Source organism: Olivibacter sp. EAT-5 (assembly GCF_044784325.1).
Taxonomy (GTDB): Bacteria; Bacteroidota; Bacteroidia; order Sphingobacteriales; family Sphingobacteriaceae; genus Olivibacter; species Olivibacter oleidegradans.
The window spans coordinates 275,770-302,268 of sequence record NZ_CP173028.1; the positions used below are offsets into that span (position 1 = coordinate 275,770).

At 40.6% G+C, this 26,499-nt stretch carries 30 protein-coding genes; 12 read left to right on the top strand and 18 right to left on the bottom strand.

What is annotated here, in order from left to right; all coding sequences use genetic code 11:
* The 12 genes from ACH11B_RS01300 to ACH11B_RS01355 form a co-directional block, all read right to left on the bottom strand.
* Window positions 1-324: a hypothetical protein gene (locus tag ACH11B_RS01300; protein WP_377612853.1), complete on the bottom strand. Its 324-nt coding sequence runs from the start codon at window positions 322-324 to the stop codon at window positions 1-3.
* Entirely contained in the window at window positions 302-2,215 is a 1,914-nt protein-coding gene (locus ACH11B_RS01305; RefSeq protein ID WP_404273997.1) for a reverse transcriptase domain-containing protein, read from the bottom strand. The genes ACH11B_RS01300 and ACH11B_RS01305 overlap by 23 nt, the downstream gene beginning before the upstream one ends.
* A 535-nt stretch (window positions 2,216-2,750) precedes the next feature.
* Window positions 2,751-3,689: a conjugative transposon protein TraJ gene (gene traJ, locus ACH11B_RS01310; protein ID WP_377613100.1), complete on the bottom strand. Its 939-nt coding sequence runs from the start codon at window positions 3,687-3,689 to the stop codon at window positions 2,751-2,753.
* Complete coding sequence (locus ACH11B_RS01315; protein ID WP_404273998.1) at window positions 3,686-4,348, bottom strand: TerB family tellurite resistance protein; 663 nt, start codon at window positions 4,346-4,348, stop codon at window positions 3,686-3,688. The genes traJ and ACH11B_RS01315 overlap by 4 nt, the downstream gene beginning before the upstream one ends.
* The gene (locus tag ACH11B_RS01320; protein ID WP_013663562.1) at window positions 4,332-5,018 is read right to left on the bottom strand and encodes a hypothetical protein; all 687 of its coding nucleotides are present in this window, start codon (window positions 5,016-5,018) and stop codon (window positions 4,332-4,334) included. The genes ACH11B_RS01315 and ACH11B_RS01320 overlap by 17 nt, the downstream gene beginning before the upstream one ends.
* Window positions 5,002-5,685 (bottom strand): conjugal transfer protein TraI, encoded by a 684-nt coding sequence (locus tag ACH11B_RS01325; protein ID WP_377612851.1) that lies wholly within the window; start codon window positions 5,683-5,685, stop codon window positions 5,002-5,004. Before ACH11B_RS01325 ends, ACH11B_RS01320 begins: the two co-directional genes overlap by 17 nt.
* A 53-nt stretch (window positions 5,686-5,738) precedes the next feature.
* On the bottom strand, window positions 5,739-8,192 hold the full coding sequence (locus ACH11B_RS01330) for a TraG family conjugative transposon ATPase (RefSeq protein WP_130858254.1): 2,454 nt from the start codon (window positions 8,190-8,192) through the stop codon (window positions 5,739-5,741).
* 9 nt (window positions 8,193-8,201) lie between these two features.
* Window positions 8,202-8,543, bottom strand: a complete 342-nt coding sequence (locus ACH11B_RS01335; RefSeq protein WP_130858255.1) for a DUF4133 domain-containing protein — start codon at window positions 8,541-8,543, stop codon at window positions 8,202-8,204.
* A gap of 12 nt (window positions 8,544-8,555) precedes the next feature.
* Entirely contained in the window at window positions 8,556-8,894 is a 339-nt protein-coding gene (locus tag ACH11B_RS01340; protein ID WP_130858256.1) for a DUF4134 domain-containing protein, read from the bottom strand.
* Window positions 8,895-8,926: 32 nt separating this feature from the next.
* A complete protein-coding gene (locus ACH11B_RS01345) occupies window positions 8,927-9,451 on the bottom strand; it encodes a hypothetical protein (RefSeq protein ID WP_130858257.1) in 525 nt (174 codons plus the stop codon).
* Between the two features lie 134 nt (window positions 9,452-9,585).
* Window positions 9,586-10,449, bottom strand: a complete 864-nt coding sequence (locus ACH11B_RS01350; RefSeq protein ID WP_130858258.1) for an RteC domain-containing protein — start codon at window positions 10,447-10,449, stop codon at window positions 9,586-9,588.
* 156 nt (window positions 10,450-10,605) lie between these two features.
* A complete protein-coding gene (locus tag ACH11B_RS01355) occupies window positions 10,606-10,851 on the bottom strand; it encodes a helix-turn-helix domain-containing protein (protein ID WP_130858259.1) in 246 nt (81 codons plus the stop codon).
* 102 nt (window positions 10,852-10,953) lie between these two features.
* Between ACH11B_RS01355 and ACH11B_RS01360 the strand changes: the two genes are divergently transcribed.
* Entirely contained in the window at window positions 10,954-11,193 is a 240-nt protein-coding gene (locus ACH11B_RS01360) for a hypothetical protein (RefSeq protein ID WP_130858260.1), read from the top strand.
* On the opposite strand, the gene ACH11B_RS01365 is transcribed toward ACH11B_RS01360, so the two are convergent.
* The 5 genes from ACH11B_RS01365 to ACH11B_RS01385 are packed head-to-tail and all read right to left on the bottom strand — an operon-like array spanning window position 11,194 to window position 15,640.
* The gene (locus tag ACH11B_RS01365; RefSeq protein ID WP_130858261.1) at window positions 11,194-12,399 is read right to left on the bottom strand and encodes a hypothetical protein; all 1,206 of its coding nucleotides are present in this window, start codon (window positions 12,397-12,399) and stop codon (window positions 11,194-11,196) included. It abuts the gene before it with no gap.
* 13 nt (window positions 12,400-12,412) lie between these two features.
* Entirely contained in the window at window positions 12,413-13,120 is a 708-nt protein-coding gene (locus ACH11B_RS01370) for a LytTR family DNA-binding domain-containing protein (protein ID WP_130858262.1), read from the bottom strand.
* A complete protein-coding gene (locus ACH11B_RS01375; protein WP_130858263.1) occupies window positions 13,120-14,310 on the bottom strand; it encodes a sensor histidine kinase in 1,191 nt (396 codons plus the stop codon). The genes ACH11B_RS01370 and ACH11B_RS01375 overlap by 1 nt, the downstream gene beginning before the upstream one ends.
* 13 nt (window positions 14,311-14,323) lie before the next feature.
* On the bottom strand, window positions 14,324-15,457 hold the full coding sequence (locus ACH11B_RS01380; RefSeq protein WP_404274004.1) for a hypothetical protein: 1,134 nt from the start codon (window positions 15,455-15,457) through the stop codon (window positions 14,324-14,326).
* A 54-nt stretch (window positions 15,458-15,511) separates the two neighbouring features.
* Window positions 15,512-15,640 carry a hypothetical protein gene (locus tag ACH11B_RS01385; protein WP_256377669.1) on the bottom strand — a complete coding sequence of 43 codons (129 nt, stop codon included), beginning with the start codon at window positions 15,638-15,640 and terminating at the stop codon, window positions 15,512-15,514.
* 430 nt (window positions 15,641-16,070) lie between these two features.
* On the opposite strand from ACH11B_RS01385, the gene ACH11B_RS01390 reads away from it, so the two are divergent.
* The 9 genes from ACH11B_RS01390 (at window position 16,071) to ACH11B_RS01430 (ending at window position 24,425) form a co-directional block, all read left to right on the top strand.
* On the top strand, window positions 16,071-17,180 hold the full coding sequence (locus tag ACH11B_RS01390; RefSeq protein WP_130858265.1) for a hypothetical protein: 1,110 nt from the start codon (window positions 16,071-16,073) through the stop codon (window positions 17,178-17,180).
* A gap of 275 nt (window positions 17,181-17,455) precedes the next feature.
* Window positions 17,456-17,824 (top strand): hypothetical protein, encoded by a 369-nt coding sequence (locus ACH11B_RS01395; protein WP_130858266.1) that lies wholly within the window; start codon window positions 17,456-17,458, stop codon window positions 17,822-17,824.
* A 227-nt stretch (window positions 17,825-18,051) separates the two neighbouring features.
* Window positions 18,052-18,615: an AraC family transcriptional regulator gene (locus ACH11B_RS01400; protein WP_130858267.1), complete on the top strand. Its 564-nt coding sequence runs from the start codon at window positions 18,052-18,054 to the stop codon at window positions 18,613-18,615.
* Between the two features lie 90 nt (window positions 18,616-18,705).
* Window positions 18,706-21,123, top strand: a complete 2,418-nt coding sequence (locus ACH11B_RS01405) for a heavy metal translocating P-type ATPase (RefSeq protein ID WP_130858268.1) — start codon at window positions 18,706-18,708, stop codon at window positions 21,121-21,123.
* 32 nt (window positions 21,124-21,155) lie between these two features.
* A complete protein-coding gene (locus ACH11B_RS01410) occupies window positions 21,156-21,545 on the top strand; it encodes a hypothetical protein (RefSeq protein WP_130858269.1) in 390 nt (129 codons plus the stop codon).
* Between the two features lie 330 nt (window positions 21,546-21,875).
* Window positions 21,876-22,382, top strand: a complete 507-nt coding sequence (locus ACH11B_RS01415) for a plastocyanin/azurin family copper-binding protein (protein WP_130858270.1) — start codon at window positions 21,876-21,878, stop codon at window positions 22,380-22,382.
* A 103-nt stretch (window positions 22,383-22,485) separates the two neighbouring features.
* A complete protein-coding gene (locus ACH11B_RS01420; RefSeq protein WP_130858271.1) occupies window positions 22,486-22,731 on the top strand; it encodes a heavy-metal-associated domain-containing protein in 246 nt (81 codons plus the stop codon).
* A 106-nt stretch (window positions 22,732-22,837) separates the two neighbouring features.
* Window positions 22,838-23,254, top strand: a complete 417-nt coding sequence (locus ACH11B_RS01425; protein ID WP_130858272.1) for a hypothetical protein — start codon at window positions 22,838-22,840, stop codon at window positions 23,252-23,254.
* Window positions 23,255-23,354: 100 nt separating this feature from the next.
* Window positions 23,355-24,425 carry an iron-sulfur cluster-binding domain-containing protein gene (locus ACH11B_RS01430; protein WP_130858273.1) on the top strand — a complete coding sequence of 357 codons (1,071 nt, stop codon included), beginning with the start codon at window positions 23,355-23,357 and terminating at the stop codon, window positions 24,423-24,425.
* A 10-nt stretch (window positions 24,426-24,435) separates the two neighbouring features.
* Here the strand turns inward: ACH11B_RS01430 and ACH11B_RS01435 are convergent, their stop codons facing one another.
* Window positions 24,436-24,702, bottom strand: a complete 267-nt coding sequence (locus ACH11B_RS01435; RefSeq protein WP_130858274.1) for a hypothetical protein — start codon at window positions 24,700-24,702, stop codon at window positions 24,436-24,438.
* Window positions 24,703-24,908: 206 nt separating this feature from the next.
* Between ACH11B_RS01435 and ACH11B_RS01440 the strand changes: the two genes are divergently transcribed.
* Together ACH11B_RS01440 and ACH11B_RS01445 are read left to right on the top strand one after the other, a co-directional pair.
* Entirely contained in the window at window positions 24,909-25,514 is a 606-nt protein-coding gene (locus ACH11B_RS01440) for an AraC family transcriptional regulator (protein WP_130858275.1), read from the top strand.
* Between the two features lie 374 nt (window positions 25,515-25,888).
* Window positions 25,889-26,455: a DUF2652 domain-containing protein gene (locus tag ACH11B_RS01445; protein ID WP_130858276.1), complete on the top strand. Its 567-nt coding sequence runs from the start codon at window positions 25,889-25,891 to the stop codon at window positions 26,453-26,455.
* The last annotated feature ends 44 nt before the right edge of the window (window positions 26,456-26,499 follow it).

Sequence of the window (26,499 nt, forward strand, 5' to 3'; positions counted from 1 at the left end):
TTATTTACCGGAAAGCTTGTCATAGAGGTAGGCTCCTCCTTTTCCCATTGTACCTGATGCACCATATGAGCCCGAACCTTCCTGCTGCCCGGAATATTGTTTTCCGGCCTGTAAGATGTTGGAACCTCCCTGCATTACACCAGCAGCCCCACCTGTCGCCAAACCTCCCGCGGCCATGGCCGAAGTGGTTACGATACTGGTTACTTTCTGCAACATCGCATTGGCTCCTCCTGCCTGCACCACGTAGTTAGCTACATTGGGAACAGTGAAATACCCTACAATTCCGATCAGCATAAGTAGGCTAAGCACCCGACGCCTTTCCATATTTCGATGGTAGGTTTTCAAATGCTCGCCCCCGAACCGGACTTACACCTCTCAGCGTATCCGGCTCTCCATTAAAGGATCGGTCTATCGACCCTGCGTGTGTTTTTAAGTGACAACTCCTGCATAGGGCAATGGTTTTTCTACGTCTTGCAATCATCAGCTTGTCGGCAAAGCCTTTGCCATCCAAGTCTTTGAGTTTTCTCACATGATGCATGTCCAATCGCTCTGTTGCTCCGCACATTTCACATTTCTCAGCTTTAAGTCTATCTATCAGACTTGTACTGGTTGAATGATAAACTGTTTGGGAATTGTCCAAGTTTACGTCCGCAGTAGGTAGTTTTCTTTTATAACCACCCTTGTAAAAAGTTTGTCTACGTTCATCTCCCTTTTTATTAGTGTAGCTCACGGTAAATACGCCGTTTCGTTCATATTGACGAAGTATTTTGCGCACTGTACTTCTGTATTTACAGGCAAAAGTCCTGTACATACTGTACTCCATAATGTAACCGTAAGAGTTCAATACGGCACTGTTGTTTGCTACAGAATAGTAATTGTAGAATCCCCTTAATGTGTAATTGTACATTTGGAGAATTTCCAAGTCATCGTTATTGAGCATTTTTGTATGTTCTCTAGGTTTCCACCATTCTTTCCCATCGTTATTCCTTCGAATTTCGACAATGCCGAAATCGAGTAGCTTCTTCTTGATGGTATCCATAGAGATGCGGAGGATTACCTTGTTGTTGAAAGACCTAATCAGCCTGTTCATACTGTCCCTTTTTGCGTCATTGGTTCTGCGTACAGTTACTTCGTAGCCAAGAAATTTGGCGGGCTTCTCCGTATGGGTTATCAGCGTTTTGTCTTCAGATAGTTGCAGTTTTAGTTCTACTTCAAGAAATTTCTTGATGTCTTCCTTTACCTGTTTACCATCTTCCTTACTACCAATTATCCCGATAAGGAAGTCGTCCGCATACCTTACGTACTTAATTCTCTTGAACGCATCATCCATTTCATCACAGCTGGGGATGGTTAATCGCTCTTTGTCAATAGCTTTGATTTGTCTTACTAATTCTTGACGTTCGTTTTCATCTTTTACATTTTTAAGTTTAAGCACCATCCGCGCCTTCCTGCTTTCGAACGTATACCTCGTATTGTGAGGTTTCCGCTTTGTTCCCCTGTCGAAGTTTTTGGCATACTTAACCATATACCTGTCCAATCTGTCCAGATAGATGTTTGCCAAAATAGGACTGACAATTCCTCCCTGCGGTGTTCCGCTGTAGGAGTTGTGAAAAGTCCATTCTTCAACGTAACCTGCCTTTAAGAACTTCCATATAAGGCGTAGAAATCTGTCGTCGGAGATGCGTTCCTTGAGTATACCGATCAGAATATGATGGTCTATCTCATCAAAGAACCCTTTAATATCTCCCTCCACAAACCATTTTGCGCCTGTAAATGTCTTTTGTATCTTAACCAACGCGGTGTGGCAACTTCTGTATGGTCTAAAACCGTGGGAACAGTCCAAAAACTGTCCTTCATAAATGGCTTCAAGCGTCATACGAACCACCTCCTGTACCAATTTGTCATCAAAAGACGGAATTCCCAACGGGCGCATCTTTCCATTTTTCTTTGGAATGTACACCCTTCTAGCAGGTTGGGGCTGATAGCTTTCTGTTCGAAGCAAGTCGATTAGTTTTGAGATACGATTAAGGCTCATACCGTCGATTGTCTTCCCGTCGGAACCTTCTGTCATATTGCCTTCCTTCGCATAAATGCGTTGGTAGGCAGCATAGAACATTTCTTCGTTGAACAAATTCTTGTACAGCCTTTCATACCTGTAATCTAATTGTGGACTATGCTTTGATAGACCGTTTAATACTTTTTCAGAATTTCTCATAATGTCTCTCACATTGTTCTTTAATTGTATTAAAACCTTTAACTGCTTCCCTTCGCCATGTACAAGGCTTTCCCTTGCTCGGACTACTACGGAAGCTCCGTTACCATATCGGATATTCAGAGGCTTAACCTCATAGCCTTTCGGCGTTCCGACTTAGGTAATCCCCGTTTAGCTAAATAATAACTTGGCTCGATAGATTGTCGGATATGGTTTCCGTCCTTTACCATTTACTATGGTTGTGTTACGATTTATTCCTGACCACACTACTCATATTCCTTAGCGGGTTATCGTAATCTGACGAGTATAGTTACCTTACGTCAAAGTCCCTACGCCGACCACTCGGACTGCCATTCAATCAATTCGGATTTTATCCTCATATCTATCATTTCATCTTGCCATTCAGTCGCAGAATGGTAACTTTCTGACTTACGGCTTTCCCGACATGCTACACTCCCTGTCCAGTTTCCCTTTCAGATAAGTCGGTTAATGACAGGCTATCGGAACCTTGCCTGGTGTCTTGCCATAGACACATTTATTATAAAGCCTTTACGGGCGCACATATCAGGTAAGCGGTATCATAGGTACTGAAAAAGGTGTCACCTGACTGGCCGATCTGTCCGATATCTATTTTGAGCATATTCTCCTGAATTTTGCCAAGTATACTTCCGAATATGTTACTGATGGGAAGCCATAAAAAGACGTTGATATACCGGGCAAGCCATTGGACAAGCGATTGCTGGAAACCATCAAAGACCGCTATACCAAGCACAAAGGGCCCTAGTATGGAGAGCACGATCAAGAAAAATGTCCGGATCGTATTGATGCACAGAGAAGCAGCTGCGAAAACAACCTGCAAAACCTCACTCATCCATTGCTTTACCGAATTGCGGAAATTGTAAGATTGTTTCTCCATCCAGAACTGCATATCGTGGCCCAGTCCTTCCAAAAGTCCCTCGCCGGAGCCGTTCTCGTTTTCGGGATACTTGTATTTATACCATTCGGAACGATCGCCGTTACCGTCTTCTCCGACATAAATATTATACAGATCGGATTTTTTTACTGCCGCCTCTTTTTGTTTCAGGAGTGCTATTATTGCATCATTACTGTCTCTGACCATTGCCCCAGTGGCAAGCACAGTCGGTTGCAGTACACCGTTCATCAGATCGATAACCGCGGGAAAAAACATAATGGCAAGACCAAGACCGAATGGACGCAAAAGCGGATAAAAATCGATGGATTCAGCGGCCGCAATCTGGCGCCATACACGACTGGCGGTATACCAGAGGGCGCCAAAACCAGCTATGGCACGCGCAACGTCGATGAGTTTTCCGCTTAACGGCTGCATGTCGTCCCGCACACTGTCCAGTACGGGCTGCATGCCGCCCAAGGTCTGGGCAATATCCGCGCGACTGGCAAGCGGGAAGACAAGTGCGACAACCGCCAACAGGACGGCCGCAAGTTTAATTTTTTTCATGGGTTTTTACCGTTAAAAAATTGACTGATACCTTTGATATCATTTATTTCTCTTTTCCTCTGCGCCAGCAATACATTACCTGATTCATTGAATTTCCGGAGGAAAAGTAACTTATCCTGTATGTCGTTGTAAATACGGTCGATCTGCGCTAGACGCTCTTCATCGCTCATTCTCAATTGAGAGGAAGTGATCACCAGGAGAAGATCCTCCAGGTTGTCTTTGCTCTGGTTCAATAGCCTTCCGTACACATTAGCCATATATTCCAATTCTCCGGAGTTGAATATTGCCGAACTTCTGAAATGTGATAGTGCGGATCGATATTCCGAATTGATCCTACCTTGCAAGCTGATGATGTCGGCAATCCGTCCATATTTTTTCACTTCGGGACTGACCAGCATCAGGCCATCAAGAAAAACGGTATGCAGGGAAAAGTTGCCCTCTGCTATATTCCTGATCGTATTATAACCATTGCTGATTATATCATAACCCGTTTTCATATCCCTTAAAATGTTTTTGAACTGGCTCAACTTTTCTGCATTGAGGATCAATTGCTGTATTTCGGTAGACTGCCCAGATGACCGTAAGGGCAATGCCATTGTTAGGCAGTAAGCAGTTACGGCAAACAGAAAATACCTGCCTTTTTCAATTAACTGTTTCATACATATTGTGGATTTGATTTACGGACTTTAATTCTGATCTTATCTGTCCTTTTAACACATTTACCTGTCCCGCGAAATGTTGTGCAAACGAGAACTTGTCCCGCATGGACGCAAAAACCTTATCTAACCGCTGCAAGCGCCGGTCTTCTGTCATTTCGATTTTACCGGAAGCAATAACTAACAGCAATTCCTCCATATCTTTGCTACAATCCTCCGACAGCTTAGCGTGAATCTTTTCGATATAGGCCTTTTGTGAACTTGAGAGAATTCCATCATCCTTTTCGAGCATATTGAACAGTTTGCTGATGGCAAGCTGGAAACTAATGGTTTCGGCCACTTTCAAATGGTTTCTGATGAAGGGACTTACAGCTTTCAGGGAACTGATAAAGGCATGGTGAAGGTTAAACTCCCCATTGGTAAATCCTTTTACTGTTTGCAGTCCCGAACGGGCAATATTATAACCGTCTCTTACATAACCCGAATAAAGCTGCAAGGCTGCGATCTGTGTCAGCAGGTATTTTTTCTGCGTCTTTTTCTGTTTGAAAAACTCCGAGAATGTCTGAGCCTTGGCAGGATTAACCACAGCAGAAAGAAACAATACTGAAATCCAGTATAATAACGAGCTGCGCAGTACGCTGCGAAATACCGATAGCTTATTCCTGTATTCCATAAATCTCCTTTAAAGTGACCACTTCATCCAATGACTTTGCCCGCTGGATACTCAGTTTGATATTTTCATGATTGAATTTTTTTAGATCGGAAAGGTTCTGATCGATCTTATCGGCTGCACCGGCAATGATTTCCAGTCTGGCGGCGTCCGACATCTGGGTTTTAAAGCTGTTTACAACCAATAAAAGCTCGTCTGCATTTTTGACACTTGCATCCAGTATTCCCGTATATACCTTTTCCATAACGGAGATTTCTTCGGGTGAAAAATGCTTATCGCGTTTAAAGAGGTTCCATGCCCACTTATATTCATTTACCAGTTCAACCTGTTTTGCCGTGAGTTCCTTGAGACGTTTGTAGTAGGTAACAGCCGATTTGATTTCCCAAAGTTCCTGATAGTATTTACGGTAGAGTTCTTTCTGTTTTTCCGTCCAATCGGCAATTTCGGTGAGTTTCAGCTTGGAAAGCTGATTTTCCAATACTTTCTGGGCATTCTGTAGCCATATCGCTTCGTTCTGCAAGCGTTGTATCTTTAGATCTACCGCTTTGATGACCCTTTTTACGCCCGTGCGGATCACTTCCGCTAGGGCAATCTGTGCGCTGGCCCCTTTCGGTACACCTACAAACAACGTGGCGGCGCTAAGGGGAAGCATAATCATATACTTCTTCATAATCTTCCTGATTTTGTGCGTCAAATTTTTTATAGTTTTCATTAGCTTATTCATTATTGACCGAGTGTTTCTTTGACAAGCATCTCAATACCTTTCTGCATACTACCATATCGCAGGGCGTATTCCTGTACCTTTACCTTTTCACTGGCCTCCGTGGTATAGGTCCAATACTCTTTGGGTGATACTTCGGTACGGTAGACCTTGCTGTGTCCACCAAGGCTGATAAACACCTCCTTGTACGAGTGGTCGGGATCGTTAGCTTTGTTCATGGATAGCACCAGTGCTTTCTCCTTATCCGTAAGCCCCAGCAGTTCCTGTACCTGCTCAAACTTGTTGGCATATTTGGACTGATCGAGCAATATCTTCGTGTCAGAATTATTAATGATGGCATTTTTTACGATGGGCGAACTGATAATGTCCTCGATTTCCTGCGTCACTACGATAGGTTCACCAAAGAACTTGCGCATGGTTTTCCATAGGTAGCGCACATGTTCGGCCATACTATCTTTTGCAATTGCCTTCCATGCTTCTTCCAGCAGCACAACTTTCCTGATCTGCGGTATTTTCCGCATCTTTGATATAATCATTTCCATTATGACAAGGGTAATCACAGGAAAAAGCACGGGGTGGTCTTTCACTGCATCCAGTTCCATCACAATGAACCGTTGATGAAGTAAGTCCAGATTTTCATTGGCGTTCAACAGGTAATCAAACTCCCCACCCTTGTAGTAAGGATTGAGTACATAAAGAAAACTCCCCAGGTCAAAATCTTTTTCCTTTACCTGCGCTTCTTTAAGTACCGGCGAATATTCGGATAAGAGAAATTCGTAAAAGCTGTTGAATGAAGGAAAGATGTCGGGATTTTCGTCTAAGTAAGCGTAGTAAAAGGTTAGGGCATTGGATATCGCAACATACTCGGACCTTTTGTAAGGTTCGCTATCCTTTTTCCATAAGGATAACAGCAAGGTCTTAATGCTTTCTTTTTTTTCGGTGTCGAGCGAGCTACCTTCAGGCAGATAGAAAGGATTGAAACGTATGGGGTCATCATCCGAATAAGTAAAATAGTAACCGCCTACCAGATCGCACAATCCCTTATAGCTGTGGCCAATATCCACAATAATGATATGTGCACCCTGCTCATGGTAGCTCCGCATGAAATGGTTGGTCAGGAAACTTTTTCCCGAACCCGAAGGACCCAATATAAATTTTGCCCGATTGGTGATCCATCCCTGTTTCCAGGGCTCGTCCGAAATATCCACATGCACGGGTCGACCACTTATCCGGTCTCCAAGACGGATACCGAACGGACTGATGCTATCTTTATAGTTGGTTTCCAGATTGAAGAAACATGCAGCCTGCTCGGCAAAGCTGTCAAAAGTATCATTGATGGGAAAATCGGCCCCTGCTCCGGGCATTCCGGCGTACCATATCTGGGCCATGCCGTCTGTCTCCTGTTTGGCCGTGCAGTCCATTTGAGCAAGTGCCGAACTGACCTGATTTCTAAGTTCTGCATCTTCCGGTTTATCCGACCATACCAGCACGTTGAAATGCGCTTTAATAGGCAGCCGCTGCTCACCGATGGCCTCGTTCAGAAAGCCGTTGACTGCCTCCATTGCCAGGGCGTTTTCCCTGCTGTACATCGAAAGAGATTGTAGCCGGAGCTTTTTAGATTCCAGCGCCTTGATCGTTTTTTGCGGATCTTCGATCAGTATATATTGGTTGTAAATATGATTACAATTTAAGAGCTGCCCTAATGGACTTGCAAAACCAATACTGAACTTGGTCCGATCTGTACTGTATTTTTCATAGTTGATCCTGCTTCCGCACAGGGCAGGAAGGTTCTCGGTATCAGCAAGTGTATACAGCTGACAGTACCGGTCACCTATTTTCAAACCATTTTGCAGATTAATGTCACGTACTATCGACTGCTCGTTTTCTGTTAACAGAAAACAGTAACGTTCCATAATCCCTGCCTTTACCGACGTTCCCGCTAACTCATCATTTCTCAATCGCCTCGGCCTAATAAATCCGCTATCTGTTAATATCCGTTCGAATTGCCCCGCGCTGTCCAGAAAATGTTGGAAAAGGTTTTCGTCCACGGTTTGCGCCGGAACAATCGTCCTCCGTAAAAGATTGTTATAAGCGGATGTGGCAGGCTTGCGCCCATTTGGCTTTTTGGTCAGGAAAAGATAGCAGGAATGAGCCAGATAAGGTCGTTCATTAAAAAACTTTTCACTGCTACGGGCAAGGAAACCATCCTTTCCTTCGTAGTCTGCTTTATAGCTCGCCTGTGTGTGCCAATCCTGTTTATGTAGGACGGTATGGTTTTGCAGTACCTTGATTGCCTTGACAAAGGTGCTGTGATAAGCCGTATAATCCCGTTCCGATAAAGTGAAAATCTCGGGCAGGGTCAGTTCATAGGCTACCGTAATATCTCCCTGTCTGCTGAGTATACAGTCGTGCTCCACTTTGTAAATAGGAAATATGTTTGTTGCTTCGGCTATCATATCATTTTTTTATTTATGGTTAACGGAATGCGTGTGTGCATTTAAAGAAGTAAATAGACGGCGCGAGCGGAATCGTATGGTGTGGGGCAGCCTTCTCTTTGCCAGATATTTCATCAGGCCGTGCGTTCCGAAGCGGTGGCTTAAATGAAAAACCAATAAAAAATGTGCTGTGCCCAGCATCAGAATCAGGGGTAAAACGATCAACAGACTGGTATCCATGATATACAATAACGCAAAGAGAATCAGAAGAACAACCAGCCCTATTGCCAGATAGATAATATACTGCGCCTTGAGGCCTTTGAACACAATTGGCTGCGAAACACCTTTGTTGATGGAATAAATGCCGCTCATAGTCTGCTCTTTTTATACACCAAAAAATGATTTGAGAACAGTGGCCACAATGACCAGAAAGACGCAGCTTCCAAACCATGAAGCTGCCACTTTATTCGTGTCGGGTTCTCCAGCATTCCATTTATTGAAAACCTTGACAGCTCCTATAATGCCTACCACCGCACCGATGGCATACATCAGGTCAATTCCCGAATCAAAATACCCCTTCACCTTATCGGTTGCTGACTGGATACCGGCATCCCCGTCCTGCGCAAATAGTGGAATGGAAAGGAAAAACTGATAACTGAAAAAGATATATAAGGCGAAGAGTATCCTGGCAATAGCCTGTTTTTTATGATTGTTGCGATTCATATAAGGATGATTTTAAGTTTCTCTAAAAAATTTTATTCCCAGAAGTTTTCCAACTCTCTTTCCGAAAGGGGAAAAGGGGCATGCCGGGTAATAAATTCATTAAGGGATTGCTGGTTGGAATCGGTACGGATAGCCTTGAGGCGTGGTTTGAATCCATCCATCAGGATAAGGAAATCTTCTTTTGTCCCTTCCTCGTCTTTTAGGATCTGAAAAAGCTGTTTCATCTCTTCCAGCAGATCGGGAATGTTGCCGAGCATTTTTTCTTTGTGCTCTTCATCCCTTTTCCGGAAAGAGAATTCGTCCATGCCCATGACACTCATCCCTTCGGGAAGTTTCGTCTTACCCATCAGGTCATCGTCCACGCTTTCCGTTTGTTCTGTATCGAGGTCATTCTCCTTTGTTCCGCTGTGTGGTCTTTTTTCGGCACCGTGTTTTTTACCTGTCAACAACCTTTTTAATTCTTTTCTGAAAAGGAGCAGGATTACGCTGATATACCATAGGAATGTCAACAAGGTGGCGGCAAGTAAGAACTCCTGCCATGTGATATGTTTTAACATAATACTTTGCTTTCAGCTGCACTCCATTATGCAGCTTTTACGAAGCAAAGTTTGATAGACTACGTTTTTTTGCTTGACAACCTACTGGGTAGTACCCAAAAATAAACGCGTAAACACCTGAAGGACAATCTGATTTAAAATCGTCTATTTTGGATGTCCGGGCGATATGCATCTTCATCATCCAGCTTTTGGATTATAGCTTTACCCATTTCGTCAATATATTTGGTACGACTGAGCCTTTTGCGCTGCTTGATTTCGGCAAATCTTCTGTAAGGGCGTCCGATTTTTACATTGAAGAGAATTTCCAGCTTACGGACAATTTCACCTATTCCCGCGTGACCCTTGTTGATCTGTCCGGTACAGTACCATCCGTAGGCAGTTTCCAGCAAATTAATGCTTTCTCCGGTCCAAACCATGTCGTTCCCCGCTTCGATGTCGGTAACATTGTCCTTTCCATCTATCAGCTTCCGTAGATAGGTGGTCATACGCTCATTGGAAAGAATCTTACCGATGAGATAATCTGCCGGGGTGGAGAAACGTTCGTCGTAGTCAATCCGTACCGGACAGAGCCATGACGGTGGTTCTGTAGACGAACGCATAAACAGAAGGCGGTCGAGGTGGTCAGCTCCGGAACGATGATAGCTGTGAAGTTCACGGTTGTCGCGATAGAATTTCTCGATCCCTTTGAGGAGATAACGGTAATATTTCTTAAGTTGATCGGCCGTGCCTTCCGGTTTCGTCAATTCAATCCGTTGTCTGGCAGAATAATAAAGTACCTGACTTATAAACGTAGGCTTTTTAGTCTTAAAAAAAGCTATTTCTTCCTGTTCACTGCTAAAGGTATAGTTTACAGTCCTGTTTTTAAGTTCAACGAGATAAGAACGCGCAGTCAGCAATTTTTTGGCAATTTCCAGCTTATCTGTTATTTCTTCCTGTTCGATCATTGCCAGCTCATCTGAAAGTTGCCGGTAAAGATTATTGGCGATTTCGAGTATCATAAGCAAAAATTTTGGTGCGCTACAAATACTCAGGTTTTACGGATGGAAATAAAGTGGTGAAGGTGGTGTCGGAACAGCTACATGTGTAATATCAGAGCTTATTTACGGCCTATTAAAGGTATTAGGTGGTGAAAAAATGAGAAAAAATGTGCAATATTAGTCAAAACCTTCACTGAAGAACTCTTTGGGTGTCACATTAAGTGCTTTCATGACTTTCAAAAGGCTTTTGTACTGTAAGTTTTCGCCTGCCTCATAGCGACCATATTGTGCTCGCGCTAGATCATGGGCATTGGCAAATTTTTCGTAATTGGCATACCCGGCTTTGATCCGGAGTGCTTTTATCCTTTCTCCCAGTTTTCTTAAATCTTCATCTTCCGATGGTGATATTTCCTTTTGCGACATACAAACAAAATAAGCCATAAGGATATTTATATGTTACCATTAATAAGTTACTACTAATTAGATACTACTAATAAGTAGTAAAATATTCTTATTTTTATGCCGATGAATAAGATGTCGGAACTGGAAAAATTAACGGGCCTGGAGACACTTCCCCTGAACCAGCACCCCTTAAGCGCTAGTTTTATTAAAACGTGCAACAAAATTGGATGGCTAACGATAGAAGATATTTTCAATGCCGGACTGGAAAAGGTTGCAGAACATCCAAAGATCAACGACGAATGGTTTGATGAACTGTTGGCTTACCTGAGAGAGCTTGGGATGCTATATAGGATGAACCCTTGATCAGGGATACTTGGAATTTATGTAATTCAACATTGAGGTTAACATCTGTTTTACTTTATTGATCACCTGTTGAGAGGGAATGGTATCCTTACTCAGTAAACTATGCAGCGCCAGGTGTTCTCTGTTGGGTGTTCCGATAAAGTCTGCTATAAAAGCAAATAACATTTTCTTGGTATCCACCACAAGTATTTTCATTTCCAACAGCACGCGGAAAAAGAAAAGTAGCTGCCGTTCGGTAAGGGAAACCTGAAAATGGTAGCGGCCCGTTGCCGGATCAATTGCACCCACCGGAAATTTTGACCATAAGCTTCGACGCTTGCGGAGCTCTTTACGCTTACGTTTACTGTATGTTAAAAGTTGCTGCCTTATGGACGGCATCTGGTTATCGGCGGCCTGTTTTTTTACTTCAGGGATCAGCGCCAACTGGTTTCTGTAAATTAGCCATTGTTCTTCTTTTTTATATTCATCGTCCAGATTTTCCACAGCCTTTGCCATTTTTTCTTTGATAAGATGACAGAAGGGGCCATAATTGAAATTCAGGGTTATCAGCTGTTCGATCAGCTCCCGTTCGTAGCGATCCGAATATTTCAGGTAAGACAGACGTGAAGGCAATTCAGCTACAAGCCTGATGGCATAATGCCAATGATGCCATTTAAAATAACTCATCATGCTTTTATCAGAAAACCCGGAAAAGTAGTTTTGTAGGGAGACGATCAGCTGTCGATCCACGCGATTTTTATATAGCTCTCCCAATAATGTGCGTACATTCCTCAAAAAGGTTGTTGACCTGAAATAGGGTATAAAAGGGGGCAGTGGTCTGTCTTCGTGAAAACAATCGGGATAGTGCTGAAATAAGCCTTCCAGAAACCGGATTCCCTGGTTCAGTGCATAGTAATAGACCGCAGCCCGGTAGTTATTCCCGTAAGCTATCTTTATTCTTCTTTCCTTTTCCTGTTCAAGTTTCCTCCACCACTCCTGCATTACATCGGTTATATTGAGTTGGTATTTTCCTATTAATGTATACCTGCTGAACGGCTCATGGAGGACTGTAGCCGAGATATTTGTTTCCAGACTTAAAAAATATTGTTTTATGACCCGTTTATAAGACGTGAAGCTCTCTTTATAATACGTTTCTGATATCAATACCTCATTAATGAGTTCATGAAGGTCATCGGCGCGCACAATTCGGTTCGATCTGGCATACATCTCATGTTGGTGATTAGTGTTGATACAACGTCTTTAGAACATAGTCCTTATATGTTTTTCCGATGATCAGCCCTGTTTTATTTTTCAGTATAACCATACCTTCATCGATCAGGTCAATCATCTTTATAGATATGATATAAGATCGGTGGATTCGTATAAAACCGTCAGTCAGACGCAGTTCGGATTCAACATCGTCCATCCGCATGGAAGTCAATACAAATTCATCATGTTTGTGGAATATTACATCGTTTCCCCTTGCTTCTACATAAATGATATCATTGAAATCTATCTTCTTTAATTTTCCTTTATGTTCGATCTGTACAAAGATGTAATCGTTTTTTACTGTGGGTAATTCCAATGTTCTGTGCAGTATCCTTTCCTTCAGCTTTTCCACTGCTTTTGCAAATCGATCGAATTGAACAGGCTTTAACAGATAATCCACTGCATCGAGCTCGATACTTTCGATTGCAAATTCTGTATAAGCAGTACAGACCACCACTTTAACCGAAGGGTCAAGCTCGCGCATCACTTCGGTACCCGTCATTTCATCCATTTCCATGTCAAGAAAAACTGCATGAACATTTAGTTTCGGGATCATTTTTAAACCTTCGAGTGGCCTTGTGGCGGTTCCTATCAAATGGACGTTCGGTACCTGCTCCAGATAACGGGAAATCTGTTCCAGTGCGGCAGGTTCATCATCAATTGCGAAACAGTTTATCATTATATTTCTTTTGTATCACTGGAAAAATCAATAAATAGCTCAACTGTATAAATCTCATTGTCTTCCGTACGACTAAGTCTCGCCTTGTTCTTAAAAGCACCTTTCAGTCTCCGTTCCACATTTTTCAAGCCAACATGGCTGCCCGAAGTATCCAATGTTTTGCTGATCCTTTTTTTATTGGAACTATAGAAATAAATCTTATCCCGGTTGACCACGATCTTGATCTGTAAGGGATATAGCGGATCTGATAGGTCTCCATATTTGAAGGCATTTTCCACAAGTGTAATAAAGGACAAAGGTGGAATCGAATGCAGATAGCGATCGCCTTCAAATTCAAATACAATATTTTTTCCTTTGCCGAAACGTCTCCGATTGATTTCGAGGTAAATTTCCAGATATTCCAGCTCCTTATGCACCGGCACAAGCTGTTTGCCTTTCACCGCATTGTCCAACGAATAACGCATCATCATGGAAAGCAGGTAGATGCTCTCGGCCAATGACTTGGATAAAGAGAGCGCCTCTGTATAGATAAAATTTAGTGAATTATGCAGAAAATGGGGATTGACCTGGGCTCTTAAAAATGCCTGTTCATATTCGAACTTTTCCCGTTCCATTTCGTAATGTGCTTTTTCCATCCGGCGTTTATACGCCAGATTGGCAAACCATTTCAGTATAAAATACACGATAATGGCATAGCTGGCGTATTTGATATAAGGGGAAAGTATATTGCGCAGGTACAGGCTCAGTTTAAACGGCACATCCTCATAATATAATTTAGCCCCAAATAGCGGCAATATTCCATAGATGCAAACATAGCCCAGTGCTGCCAGTATAAAGAAAGTGGAGATTACCAATAATATAGCGATCCCAATATTTATTTTCCGGCTTTCGATAAATTTAAAGAGAAAGAAATTACTGTAAAAGATAATCGAATACAACAAGCAGAGAAAAAGTATATGACTGTAGTCGACATAACTGATTTTGGGTAGGTTGTAGATATATACAAACTGGGCATAGATTATCCAACAGATAAAATTGAACAACAGGGGGTGTTTACGGAAAAAAGTGGCCATATCTTCCGGATTTTTTGGTTCATCATTCCACAAGATAAAAAAATTAGGCCATTTTCCGTAAAAAAGTGTGCAAAGAACGTTATTTCTCTTTGCACTGATAGCATCTAATGATTGCATATTCTCTTCTTTTTTAGATTTCCAGAACAACTCTGCCGGTTATGAGATCGCTCATATGATTCCGCTGTAATAAAGGGACTGTAAAAGGATAATCCCTTCTGTAAATCTGTTCCAGCCGCTTATATAACCAGTGTTCGATATCGAAACATTGATAATCTCTTTTCCTGAAAAGAAAATATTTGCCGGTTATACTGAAAAAGCTATAATCCTCTTCGTTGAATCTGATCAGTCTTTTCTTTTTTCCTTCTGTGATAATTGGTTCGGATATCTGTTCCGCGATCGGATTGACGATATCGGCATGCTCATGCAAATGCAGCCATGTTTCCCATTGCCAGGGCTTTATGGAGACAACTTTCTCCAGATGTTTATAGATTCGTGAAACGGCCTGCCCTATAAATATTTGCCTATTAAGCTCCTTATTCGGTAATATCGGAGGAAAAAAATCGAGACAGGGAACACGCTTCCATTGCCGTGTAGAAACTACCGGATAAATCGGGGATTTGCTCAGGTAAGAAATAAAAGCTGCCCCTGCTCTTACTTTGACATGTTGGTTCAGAAAAGGGATGGATATAAGGTTACGGCTCGTCAGGTCGTCTCCTGTTCCGGTATTACCATCTACATAAACTAAAATATTTTTTCCGTCCCTTAATTCTCTATTTATTCGCAGTAGGCTACTTTTATCGTTGGCATTGATCAGACTAAAACCAAGGTGTTCTATTTTTTTGTTGTCATATTTAGAATCAACCAGCTCTGTTTCCCTTTGCATCCCGTCTTTTGAAACCACCAGTACAAATGGAATATCATTTTTTGCCAGGTAATGCCCGATCATCCGGAAAGATCCGCTATGAAAGGTAGCAATTACTCCGGGTCTATTTTTTATATCCTGCAAAGCATAGCCATGAAAGCGAACTTTAAGGTTTTTGGGTACATCTGGGAGTGACTGTTCAAAATAGCTTTGCTGCTGGTTGGTCAACAGTTTAAAGAAATTTGACTCGTGCTCTCCATATTCCATCGATGGAAGAAAATTTCGAAAGCTTGCACTCACCACCTGAAATTTGTACCAGAAGGGGTTTGTAGGTTCTAAAGGAACCTTTATACCACTGATAGCAAAGCTGAGAGTATGACTTTTTACAAGAGCATTCTCCATTTTTTTAATGATTTAGCCCGACGGTCGAAAACCGCCGGGCGGTAAACACTACTTCTATAGTCCCTCATAAGGGATACATTTATCTTCAGTTTCTGCTACCAGCATAACAGCCTCCAATGCGAGCAATGTAATGGGCCGGCTGAAGAGTTTTCCTATCCGGGATTTTCCACTTTTACGTTTCATCTTTTTTTGTATGTATAATTAAACCATTGCCTACTCTGATCAAGGGTTTTCGGTTACGCCCTACCAATGGCCACGGGTTTTCTGGATATCCGATAGCGAATTTCGAGCGTTAGGGAGGTCTGTCCAACTAACTTGGTTTAAATAGCGGGATTCTATATGTGAATGTCGCTTTTCTGTATGCGAAAGTTTTATAGCGACATTACAGCGGAGGTAAAGATTTTCGATGTAGTGAAAAGATGGGGTAACAAAATGTCAGGAGTATTTCTGATCTTAAACTATTAACTGAAAGTCTAGTTAAAATGAATTTATGTGCACATTTCTGTATCTATTATGAGTATACCGAAATTCTTTTTGCATTCCTAAAGTTTTATTTAAATTTAACGCTGAGACAAACTTATCCTATAAATATAATATACCGGTTATAACATTAATGAAGAATACGCTTATTGGCAATTGGCTAAAATATTATAGAAACAGCTTGGCAGATGGTGAGCTTTCCGATATATCTCCAGATGTCTGTGAAAAAAAAGGTCATTTCGTTGGTTCAAAATCTGATCTGTCAAATGAAAATCTAAAATCTATCAACATACTCATCTCTCCATTTTATATATCAACTAAAGTAGCGCACGGAAAGAACAAAGGTGAAATAAAAAAGAATTTCCCTTTCTGGATAGAGGTTAAGTTAACTCATGAAGGAACGATTATTGTAGACGAATCCCTGCGCAAGCCCTGGATATGCCGAAGCTTTTTAGAACCTATTTCAATAGCGTCAGGTATCTGGCCCATTCTCAGCACGATGGACAGTTATGATAGTGCCCTGGAGAACCATCGGTTTGATTATAAATCTTTTGACAACTATTGGGAAAGTGCCGCTAAGTTCTTTGAAAAGATAACAGGTTATAGGAACTATAAAGTAGTATTCGATGAATTTAACGCGAAGCATGAAGTGTGCATCATCAAATCGGATAAACTAATTTCTGCACAAAATATCCTGAACACCTATGCCGACCTTCAGAAAAGCGGAGCCTTTCCTTTACTACTATCCAGCATATTAGATTTTACACCCAAATCAATACGAAAGATTCCAGCTGACAATTTGCTTTTTGCAGAACCTGGCCACTACGAACAGTTCAGCAATCAATTCCCGCTAAATAATTCCCAACGAAAGTCACTGCTGGTATACGAACAGCAAACAAATGGCAACATACTGGCAGTAAATGATCCACCAGGAACAGGTAAGACTACACTATTGCAAAGTATCCTCGCGAATGAACTCGTAAAATCTGTTCTTAATGGTGCAAGACCTCCCAGACTGGTAGAAGCTCCTGCAGCAGGTGATATTTATTTTGGACATTACGAAGCGTACAAAGGAAAAGGTACCCCCATAGGTGCAAAAATTGGTTATGGCTGGTTTAAAGTAGTCAAAGTTGAAGGAGAAGACTATTATCTTGCAAGGAATACGGAAATGAATAAAGGCCATAAGCCAAAAGAACAACTCAATAGTACAGATTTTGAAACAGAAAGTATGCCCCGCCGCTAAAACTATCGAAACAAACGGGATATAACATACGTTTCAAATCATCCGACGGATTGACAGAGGTCTATATAACCGACAAAAAGTAATATGACGATCAAGAAAATAATGGGTATCGTTGCGTTGATAATCATTGGAGGTGTTGGTTTTTTCTCCTTATCCTGTACGGCACAATAAAAACCAAGTCCACCAGCCTTAATAAATACAAGCCGTTCAAAGAATGAGTGGGGAAAACCGTTGTACTGAATAGGGAAACAATACTGTTTAAAGAAAAAATCCGTATGAATGATAACACTGATTATCCCTTTATCCTGTTAGATAGTTTGCATCCGCAATGGCAATATGTGGAAGAGCGAAAGAATATGGCAGTGCCCGACTTGGAAGAAATTGTCACATTTCCGGCTGGAACGAAATTACGTATAGAAAAAGCTGTGCAATATACCAATGGCGTTTCCGGATCATCGTACCCAACGGTATTTGGTTCAATTAGCACAAACGGAAAGTCTTACAAAATGGGCTATCAATGGGGAAAGATAGACATTGGAAAAAGCTTCGACAAAATTGAAAAATGCTGGCACTTTCATCAGGCACCTTGGCAACAAAAAACCGATACCGCTTTTTATGCATTGCCAATAGCGAATTTTTGGTGATGAACAATGAAAATATAACCAATGAAGTGCCTTCATAAATAGTATGCATAAACAGGGGGTTAATTGTCCATATACCCCTACAATAGAGCAGATGTTAGCTGTTTTCTTCATGTACTTTCCTATACAGGTGCTTAATCGCATCACTTAACCGTTCTTAATAAATACTTATTTTATTCTACATTTGTCATATATGTTTATGCAAAATATTCATATTGATTTAGCGAAATATGCGTACATTATTTATAAAAAATATGGTCTGCAATCGTTGCATTCTCGTAGTTCAACATGAACTCGAAAAGCTTGGCATAGCGGTTAATAGCGTAAAGCTGGGTGAAATTACGCTAAAAAAAGATTTGACCACCAAGGAGCGTGCGGCAATGGAAAATGCTTTGATCCCCTTGGGCTTTCAGCTCATAGACGACAAGAAGAGCAGGATAATTGAAAAGATAAAAAACGTTATCATTGATTTGGTGCACCATCAGGACAATGATGCGAAAACCAATCTTTCGGACATATTGAGTAATGTATTGCACCACGATTACAATTATCTTTCCAATCTGTTTTCCGAAATTGAGGGTACAACCATTGAGAAGTATTTTATTGCTCAAAAAGTTGAAAGGGTAAAAGAACTGTTGGTGTACGATGAACTATCGTTGAGCGAAATCGCTTTCCGTCTAAACTATTCGAGCGTTGCCTATTTGAGCAATCAATTCAAAAAAGTAACCGGACTTACAACGAGTCATTTCAAGCAAATACGAGAGGATAAAAGAAAACCCTTGGACAAGGTTTAAAGTAAATTTTACAAAACAAACCCATAATTCTGCAATAGGCATCCAAATAATTGTCGCCAAATTTGTATTGTAAATAAAAGCAATCAGAAAATGGCGGCAAATAACAATAGAGAAACCGTTTATCTCCCTTTGGAGGACGTAGAAAGCGAACACTGCGCATTAATCGTTGACAAAGGATTGGCGCAGGTAAAAGGCATTGAAACCCATAAGGTAGAGCTTAATAACCATAGAGCTGCTATTACAGTGGACAATGATGAGGTGGTAGCAGCAGCCGTGCAGGCGATTAAAGATCTTGGCTATGGGGTTCCCACCATTAAAAATTCCTTCCCTGTATTGGGGATGACCTGTGCTTCTTGTGCAGGAAGTGTTGAAAGCATTGTAAAATACGAGCCGGGCGTTGTGAATGCTTCTGTTAACTTTGCTACGGGCAACCTTACCGTAGAATATCTACCCAACATGACTGATGCTTCTAAAATTCAGCGGGCCGTTCAGGGTGTTGGCTATGACCTATTGATAGAAGATGAAACCAAACAGCAGGAAACCCTGGAAGCGATTCACACCGAAAGATTCAGGAAACTTAAAAGCAAAACCATTTGGGCAATCATCTTATCGCTTCCGGTGGTCATTATTGGTATGCTCTTCATGGATATACCTTATGCCAATGAGACCATGTGGCTTTTCTCCACTCCAGTAGTTCTTTGGCTAGGCAAAGACTTTTTTATCAACGCATGGAAACAGACTAAACATCGTTCTGCCAATATGGATACCTTGGTTGCATTAAGTACAGGTATTGCGTATATATTCAGCGTATTCAATATGCTGTTTATGGACTTCTGGCATCGGAGAGGTTTACACGCACACGTGTATTTTGAAGCCGCAGCGGTTATCATTGCCTTTATTCTATTAGGTAAATTATTGGAGGAAAAAGCTAAGGGGAATACCTCATCAGCCATTAAAAAATTAATGGGATTACAACCAAAAACAGTTATTATAATAGAAACAGACGGCACAGAAAGACAAAAAGCCATTGAAGAGGTGAACGTAGGGGATGTTATTTTGGTAAAACCGGGCGAAAAAATCGCAGTAGATGGTATGGTAACTTCAGGCACTTCATATGTGGATGAAAGTATGCTAAGTGGCGAACCGGTGCCCGTACTAAAAAAAGAAAAAGAAAAGGTATTTGCAGGAACGATTAATCAAAAAGGCAGTTTTCGCTTCCAAGCCGTTAAAGTGGGTAAAGAAACCATGCTTGCTCAAATCATCAAAATGGTGCAGGATGCACAGGGGAGTAAAGCGCCTGTACAGAAATTGGTTGATAAAATTGCAGGCATTTTCGTGCCTGTAGTGATCAGCATTGCTATCCTTACATTTGTCCTATGGTTGATTTTGGGAGGCAACAATGGAATTGTGCAAGGTTTATTGGCCGCTGTTACCGTATTAGTAATTGCTTGTCCTTGTGCTTTGGGCCTGGCCACTCCCACCGCTATTATGGTTGGGGTAGGTAAAGGTGCTGAAAAGGGTATCTTGATTAAAGACGCAGAAAGTCTGGAACTGGCAAAAAAGGTAAATGCCGTTGTTTTAGATAAAACTGGAACGATTACCGAGGGGAGACCACAGCTTACCGATATTCAATGGCTAAATAATGATGATGCGACCAAAGATATTTTATTGAGCATTGAAAAGCAATCCGAGCACCCCTTGGCAGAAGCTGTGGTAAAGCATCTGGACGAAGTTTCTACTATTTCACTGTCGAATTTTGACAGTATTACAGGTAAAGGTGCAAAAGCTGATCATAATAATGAAACATACTATGTAGGCAACAAAAAATTGTTAGCCGAAAACAAGATCACTATTGCTGAACAATTGCAAAAACAAGCTGATGAATGGGGTAAACTATCTAAAACTGTTATTTGGTTTGCCAGCAGCAAACAAGCGCTATCGGTAATCGCAATTTCCGATAAAATCAAAGAAACGTCAGTAGCAGCAATCAAGGAAATGCAGGATATGGGTATCGACCTATATATGCTTACTGGAGATAACGAGGCAACGGCTAAAGCCATTGCTGAGCAAGCAGGTATTCATCATTACAAAGCGGAAGTATTACCGCAACATAAAGCAGACTTTGTGAAAAAACTGCAAGAGCAAGGCAAAGTAGTAGCAATGGTTGGGGATGGTATCAATGATAGCACGGCTTTGGCCACCGCCGATGTAAGTATCGCAATGGGTAAAGGATCGGATATCGCAATGGACGTGGCAAAAATGACCATTATTTCATCTGATCTTACCAAGATACCGCAGTCGATAAGATTATCAAAACAGACTGTTGCAACCATTAAACAAAACTTGTTTTGGGCATTCATCTACAATCTTATTGGTATCCCGATTGCTGCGGGTATTCTTTACCCAATTAACGGCTTCTTATTAAACCCGATGATTGCCGGTGCAGCCATGGCATTGAGCAGCGTCAGTGTGGTAAGCAACAGTTTACGTTTGAAATGGAAAAAGTGACATCATTAACTTCCTAAATTAGTTCAACAAAAATGAAAATAAACAAATTATTAATAGGGGCTTTTGCCTTGTTGGTCATGATTATTTCGTCCTGCGGCAGCGATGCTAAAAAGGCAAAAAACGATCACGTACATGCTGCGGATGATGGACACGACCACGCTACAGAACTGCTGGAAAAATCCCCGGGAAAAATCGGCAACAACAGAAATGAAAAGGGCGAGTTGGTAGATGCAGCTGGGCATTTGATTACCGGTTGTCCCTCGCATAAAGAAATGATCGGTTCAGAAGGAGATATGTGTCCGAAGTGTGGTTATATGACGATGATCCCTATTACTTGGGATATTAGCGGAGTAGACACTGTGCGTGTTACAACGTTGACTGACTACAGTCCTCCGGCGGATAAATTAAAAAATAATAACTAGGCTAGACTTGATTGCGTTTGTTAAACGGTGGTTCATTCAAAACGAACCGCCGTTTTTTTAGAGCCGTAAAAATTACAAATTTTACAGGTTATATCACACTTCCAACACATTAGCCGTTAGGTAGATTTGGATATTGCTAAACTGTCAAAGAGGAAATTTCTCATGAATAAAAACGATATAAAAAATGCTAGCCTTGTCCGAAAATCTATTACGGACATAAGGTCTATTTTGTTGACCAGGGAAATACAACAGCTAAAAATTTCAGGTATTGTTTCGGTAGCAAAACTCCCTAAATTGTGGTATCAGATAACAGATAAATCTTAAGTAAAAATGAAAAAGTTCATGTTAGTATTGTCCGTAATCACTTTAAATGCCTGTAACAATACGGCTAAAAACGAAAAAGCAATAGAAAATCATTATCCCGAAACGGAGAGAGCAACTATTCGGGCTGAAAACAGAAATGAAGAAGTCATTACCATTAATGGTGACGATGATATGAAATTCGACAAAACCGAACTCAAGGCCAAAGAGGGTCAAACCGTAAAGCTTATGCTGAAACATGTTGGTAAAGCACCTGTTGGAGCCATGGGGCATAATGTTGTCATACTTGCACAAGGCACAGACTTCAATGCTTTTGCCAATGCAGCGATAGATGCCAAGGACAATGACTATATTCCAAAGAGAATGGAAAATGCAGTAATCGCTAAAACCAATATAATTGGCGGCGGGCAAATTACTGAAATTACCTTTATCGCTCCAGCAAAAGGCTCATATGATTTCCTGTGTTCATTTCCAGGTCACTGTATCTATATGAAAGGGAAGTTCATTGTAGCGTAACTCAGCATCTCGAAATCAGTAAAAATCATAAATCTTACATGGAATAACATAATAATAGCCACCGTTTGATACGGAAATTTGTAACATAAAAAACAAGTTCAAAATGAAAAATGTAGAATTAAGCATACCAGATATGCAAAGTGCACATTGCCAATCAAGAGTAAACAATGCTATCAATGCTATTGCTGGTGTCAAAATCGAAAGATTGGAAGCAGGAAAACTTGCAGTTTCAGTTGAAAGTGACGAAATAAAAGAAGAGATGGTAGCGGTTATTGAAAAAGCAGGTTACAAAGTAGAGGGTAACGACAACGGAAAAACTTCGACTTGTTCAACGGGATGCTGTGACTAGTTTTTTTGGCAAATCTCGGGGAGATATTTTAGTACATCTCCGGGATTTTACCAAACCGCCTCTAAAGTATAAAACTGTAAAAATCTTGGTCTATAAGTAAAAAGGTATGTTATTTAATCAAAATTCAGGCGATTGTTCGGATATCATGACAAAGGTTTGCAATATAGCAGACCAGCATATTCAGAACCTATTGTATACAGGAACATCTGCACCATTCAACGTACAGCTTACAAAGGAACTAAAAACGGATTATAAACAATTGAACAAGATGTTCCTCATCAACTGCAATATGAGCCTCGAAATTATTTTCGTAATGCGGATCGTTGAAAAGGTAAAAGAAATGCTTGTATACACCGAGCAGTCTATATCGCAAATTGCAAAAGCATTAAGCTATAGAAAACCAACAAAACTATCTGAGCAATTGATGACCTATACAGGATTAACATCTGCCCATTTCAAACAGATAAGAAGAAACAAGCTGGAAATCATCAGAAAACGGCAGGAAAGCCAAAACGAATTATAATTATCAGACCAGCAACCTTCTATATAAAGGGCTCTATTAACCTCTCTTTGCGTAAAAGCGGAGGTTTTCTTTTTATAGGTAGCGTAAGAACAACTTGGGAATGAAGAAATACACCTGGCGAACACATAAAATTATAAAGGAAACTAAAGACGCGATTACTATATGCTTTGATCCAGGGCATCAGAAATTTGCCTATTTGCCTGGTCAATATCTTAACATCAGAATTAGCTTAAACGGAGAACTGTTGATACGCTCGTATTCGTTTTGCTCTAAGCCATCTGATGAATTTCCTGCTATTACCATTAAAAGGGTTATTGGCGGAAAGATGAGCAATTTTATTTTAGACAATGCAGCAGATATCGAAACCTGGGAAATAGAGGCTCCCTTTGGAAATTTTGTATTGGATAAGTCAATTGTAGAACAATCCGAAATTGTTCTGTTGGCAGGTGGAAGTGGTATTTCTCCTTTGTTCTCCATGTTAAAAAGCATTGAAAATACAAACCAAATTCCTCTGTTAGTCTATAGTAACAAATTGCCACAAGAAACCATTTTTTGGAATGAATTGGAGACAATGCATACAAACGAGAAACTGAACATTTGCTATTCCTTCACCGACCCTGAATTTATCTCAACAAAAATCAACCACATTGCAGGCAGGTTTTCCTTGCTTGTTCTCAGGTCAGTCATCAAAAGGCTAGTTTCGGCAGTTAATGATGCCCATTATTACATCTGCGGACCTACTGGGCTAATGGATTTATATAAGGATGCACTCACTGGCTTGAAAATCCCCGAGGAAAATATCCATATGGAATATTTTGATCCAATACAGATAGATGCAAACGATATGGAAACGGACTGTACTACCAAAGATGTTATTGTAAACTATTATGAGGACAACTATGTGAACGATGAAATGCAGACTTTTGAATGTACATCACTCATTGAAGTTCAGCCAAGGCAGTCTTTATTAGGGGCGATGAAAGCACACCATATCAAAGTTCCTAGCTCCTGTAGGAAGGGAACCTGTGGGGCTTGCTGGGCGGTAAAAACAGGCGGTGAAATTCGGATGCTTCATAGTGGTGCATTGACCGAGCAAGATATTGCGGAGGGAATAATTTTACTATGCCAAAGCTATCCACTGAATGCGGATGTATGCATTACCGTACAGTAAACATATCCATTCAAAAATCCTCTTTCAGCAAATCTTTGAGTTTTCGATATTGCACGTACAGATCGGTATACATTGTTTTTAACTTGCCGTTTTCTTCGTTTAAATTTACTAATTCTACGAGAATATCCATTCCTAAATCCTTGTATTTTTGTCTCAGTTCAAAAATATTTGTGCCGTAAACGCCGTATTTCTCGTAAAGCTCCAGACCGCTTTTCCCAGCGTTGTAGTCTTTCAGCACTTTTATAACCTGATGTTCATTACTTTTTTTGTTCTTCATTTTTTTAGGATGTTACCTGCTACAAAATTCTATAAGAACAGCAGGAGTAGCTATATACTTTTTCCCCTTTATTTTATAATATTTAATGTTGAAATATTGCTTTTCATAAAATTTCACAAATCAAAGCTGGAATATCATAATAATTTACTGGGTTCGAATGCTGAATTTTGATCTATGAATAAAGAGATTAAAACGGTCTAGATGTTATGACACTATTGATAAAAGGAATGGTGTGCGATAGATGTATATATGTTCTTGAACAGGAAATGACAGCTTTGGGTTTTGAGGTTTTAAATATAAAACTGGGAGAGATGGTTTTAAAAGATACAGAAGTGGTTTTACAGAAGTTGGAAGCCATCAAAACGATGTTGAAAAGTAATGGTTTTGAACTGATATACAACAAGAACCAAAAGACGATAAATATGATAAAGGAATTAGTGGAAAAAGGTATCAGGATGCAACTGGATAGCGGAACGCCTACTAAGTTCACAACCTTAATTAGTAATAAGCTGCACAAGAACTACAATACATTAAGTGCCTTATTTTCTTCGGCTGAGGGAGTGACGCTTGAAAAATATATCATTCACAGAAAAATTGAAATGGTAAAAGAGTTATTGGTTTATACCGAAATGTCTTTGACCGAAATTGCTCATCGGTTGGGTTATAGCAGTCAGGCATATCTATCCAACCAGTTGAAAAGATACACGGGCTTTACATCGCGCTATTTTAAACCGATGAAGCAGGAAAAAAAGGATATCATCAACATGCGGAGGGATGAAGCACTTAGCTCTGATGGTTCGCGGCCCATATAAGTCATTCAAAAAAGTAAATTTCATAACATTTAACCGTCATTTCGTATAGCTGCTCCTACGTTACAATCCGACCTTTGCCTTTGCTATTTGAATAGTCAGTTTGAGGGAATAAAGAAGTGTCATAAAATAAACATAAGATGAGAACAAGTAAAATAGGTTTGGTATCCCGCTTCCTAATTGGAGCAGGAATAATACAGCGTCTTGAGCAGCAAATGAAAAATCAACGGGCCGGATATGTCTGATACAAAATGAATTAAATATAAATTCGCAAAATTCGTAGGGTGATGCGCTAGGTTAAAGCATGTTAAGATTGAACCCAATATGGAGACCCTTAAATACTATTCTAACTTTTCATCATACTAAAATCCTAAGTCATGGAAGAACAGATTACCCAATATAAAACAGGAATGGTGATGATACCGGACATATCAGGGTTTACTGATTTTGTCATTAATACCAATATGTTCGTCGGTAGATATATAACTGAAAAACTTCTGAAATCGATTTTGGATAGCAATCGTCTAGCACTAAAGGTTTCTGAAATCGAGGGTGATGCTATACTGTTTTACAAATACAATAACATCCCCACATTTGATGATGCCATTACCCAGGTTGAAATAATGTACAATAACTTTAAAAAGGAAGTAGCTCGTTTAGCCCTGCAGTTTGCAATAAAAATTCCGCTATCATTAAAGATTATCCTACACTACGGTTCTTTTTCAAAATACAGTATTGGCAAATTTGAAAAGCTCTATGGAGTCCCAGTCATTGAAGCACATAACATGCTCAAAAATAGTGTTGCAGGATTTCCTCCTTATGCTCTTTTTTCTGAAGCTTTTTTAAAAATAAATTTCGAAATACCTTTCCATTCAATAAATAAATACCATGCCTGTGATAGCTGCAAGTATCTGCCAGACATTGGCTACATACATTATCTTTAGAACGCAAAAAAACCAGTAAATATTACAAATCAAACAAGGAGTTG

Excerpts from the sequence above, each read along its gene's own strand:
- ACH11B_RS01355 (WP_130858259.1), bottom strand. The coding sequence starts at position 10,851 with ATGTCGCAAAAGGAAATATCACCATCGGAAGATGAAGATTTAAGAAAA.
- ACH11B_RS01340 (WP_130858256.1), bottom strand. The coding sequence starts at position 8,894 with ATGAATCGCAACAATCATAAAAAACAGGCTATTGCCAGGATACTCTTC.
- ACH11B_RS01330 (WP_130858254.1), bottom strand. The coding sequence starts at position 8,192 with ATGATAGCCGAAGCAACAAACATATTTCCTATTTACAAAGTGGAGCAC.
- ACH11B_RS01300 (WP_377612853.1), bottom strand. The coding sequence starts at position 324 with ATGGAAAGGCGTCGGGTGCTTAGCCTACTTATGCTGATCGGAATTGTA.
- ACH11B_RS01425 (WP_130858272.1), top strand. The coding sequence starts at position 22,838 with ATGTTATTTAATCAAAATTCAGGCGATTGTTCGGATATCATGACAAAG.
- ACH11B_RS01325 (WP_377612851.1), bottom strand. The coding sequence starts at position 5,685 with ATGAAGAAGTATATGATTATGCTTCCCCTTAGCGCCGCCACGTTGTTT.
- ACH11B_RS01395 (WP_130858266.1), top strand. The coding sequence starts at position 17,456 with ATGAATGATAACACTGATTATCCCTTTATCCTGTTAGATAGTTTGCAT.
- ACH11B_RS01365 (WP_130858261.1), bottom strand. The coding sequence starts at position 12,399 with ATGTATGCCAGATCGAACCGAATTGTGCGCGCCGATGACCTTCATGAA.
- ACH11B_RS01430 (WP_130858273.1), top strand. The coding sequence starts at position 23,355 with ATGAAGAAATACACCTGGCGAACACATAAAATTATAAAGGAAACTAAA.
- ACH11B_RS01445 (WP_130858276.1), top strand. The coding sequence starts at position 25,889 with ATGGAAGAACAGATTACCCAATATAAAACAGGAATGGTGATGATACCG.
- ACH11B_RS01410 (WP_130858269.1), top strand. The coding sequence starts at position 21,156 with ATGAAAATAAACAAATTATTAATAGGGGCTTTTGCCTTGTTGGTCATG.
- ACH11B_RS01390 (WP_130858265.1), top strand. The coding sequence starts at position 16,071 with ATGAAGAATACGCTTATTGGCAATTGGCTAAAATATTATAGAAACAGC.
- ACH11B_RS01370 (WP_130858262.1), bottom strand. The coding sequence starts at position 13,120 with ATGATAAACTGTTTCGCAATTGATGATGAACCTGCCGCACTGGAACAG.
- ACH11B_RS01380 (WP_404274004.1), bottom strand. The coding sequence starts at position 15,457 with ATGGAGAATGCTCTTGTAAAAAGTCATACTCTCAGCTTTGCTATCAGT.
- ACH11B_RS01435 (WP_130858274.1), bottom strand. The coding sequence starts at position 24,702 with ATGAAGAACAAAAAAAGTAATGAACATCAGGTTATAAAAGTGCTGAAA.
- ACH11B_RS01415 (WP_130858270.1), top strand. The coding sequence starts at position 21,876 with ATGAAAAAGTTCATGTTAGTATTGTCCGTAATCACTTTAAATGCCTGT.
- ACH11B_RS01305 (WP_404273997.1), bottom strand. The coding sequence starts at position 2,215 with ATGAGAAATTCTGAAAAAGTATTAAACGGTCTATCAAAGCATAGTCCA.
- ACH11B_RS01345 (WP_130858257.1), bottom strand. The coding sequence starts at position 9,451 with ATGTTAAAACATATCACATGGCAGGAGTTCTTACTTGCCGCCACCTTG.
- ACH11B_RS01315 (WP_404273998.1), bottom strand. The coding sequence starts at position 4,348 with ATGAAACAGTTAATTGAAAAAGGCAGGTATTTTCTGTTTGCCGTAACT.
- ACH11B_RS01375 (WP_130858263.1), bottom strand. The coding sequence starts at position 14,310 with ATGCAATCATTAGATGCTATCAGTGCAAAGAGAAATAACGTTCTTTGC.
- ACH11B_RS01320 (WP_013663562.1), bottom strand. The coding sequence starts at position 5,018 with ATGGAATACAGGAATAAGCTATCGGTATTTCGCAGCGTACTGCGCAGC.
- ACH11B_RS01400 (WP_130858267.1), top strand. The coding sequence starts at position 18,052 with ATGCGTACATTATTTATAAAAAATATGGTCTGCAATCGTTGCATTCTC.
- ACH11B_RS01350 (WP_130858258.1), bottom strand. The coding sequence starts at position 10,449 with ATGATACTCGAAATCGCCAATAATCTTTACCGGCAACTTTCAGATGAG.
- ACH11B_RS01420 (WP_130858271.1), top strand. The coding sequence starts at position 22,486 with ATGAAAAATGTAGAATTAAGCATACCAGATATGCAAAGTGCACATTGC.
- ACH11B_RS01440 (WP_130858275.1), top strand. The coding sequence starts at position 24,909 with ATGACACTATTGATAAAAGGAATGGTGTGCGATAGATGTATATATGTT.
- ACH11B_RS01360 (WP_130858260.1), top strand. The coding sequence starts at position 10,954 with ATGAATAAGATGTCGGAACTGGAAAAATTAACGGGCCTGGAGACACTT.
- ACH11B_RS01335 (WP_130858255.1), bottom strand. The coding sequence starts at position 8,543 with ATGAGCGGCATTTATTCCATCAACAAAGGTGTTTCGCAGCCAATTGTG.
- traJ (WP_377613100.1), bottom strand. The coding sequence starts at position 3,689 with ATGAAAAAAATTAAACTTGCGGCCGTCCTGTTGGCGGTTGTCGCACTT.
- ACH11B_RS01385 (WP_256377669.1), bottom strand. The coding sequence starts at position 15,640 with ATGAAACGTAAAAGTGGAAAATCCCGGATAGGAAAACTCTTCAGCCGG.
- ACH11B_RS01405 (WP_130858268.1), top strand. The coding sequence starts at position 18,706 with ATGGCGGCAAATAACAATAGAGAAACCGTTTATCTCCCTTTGGAGGAC.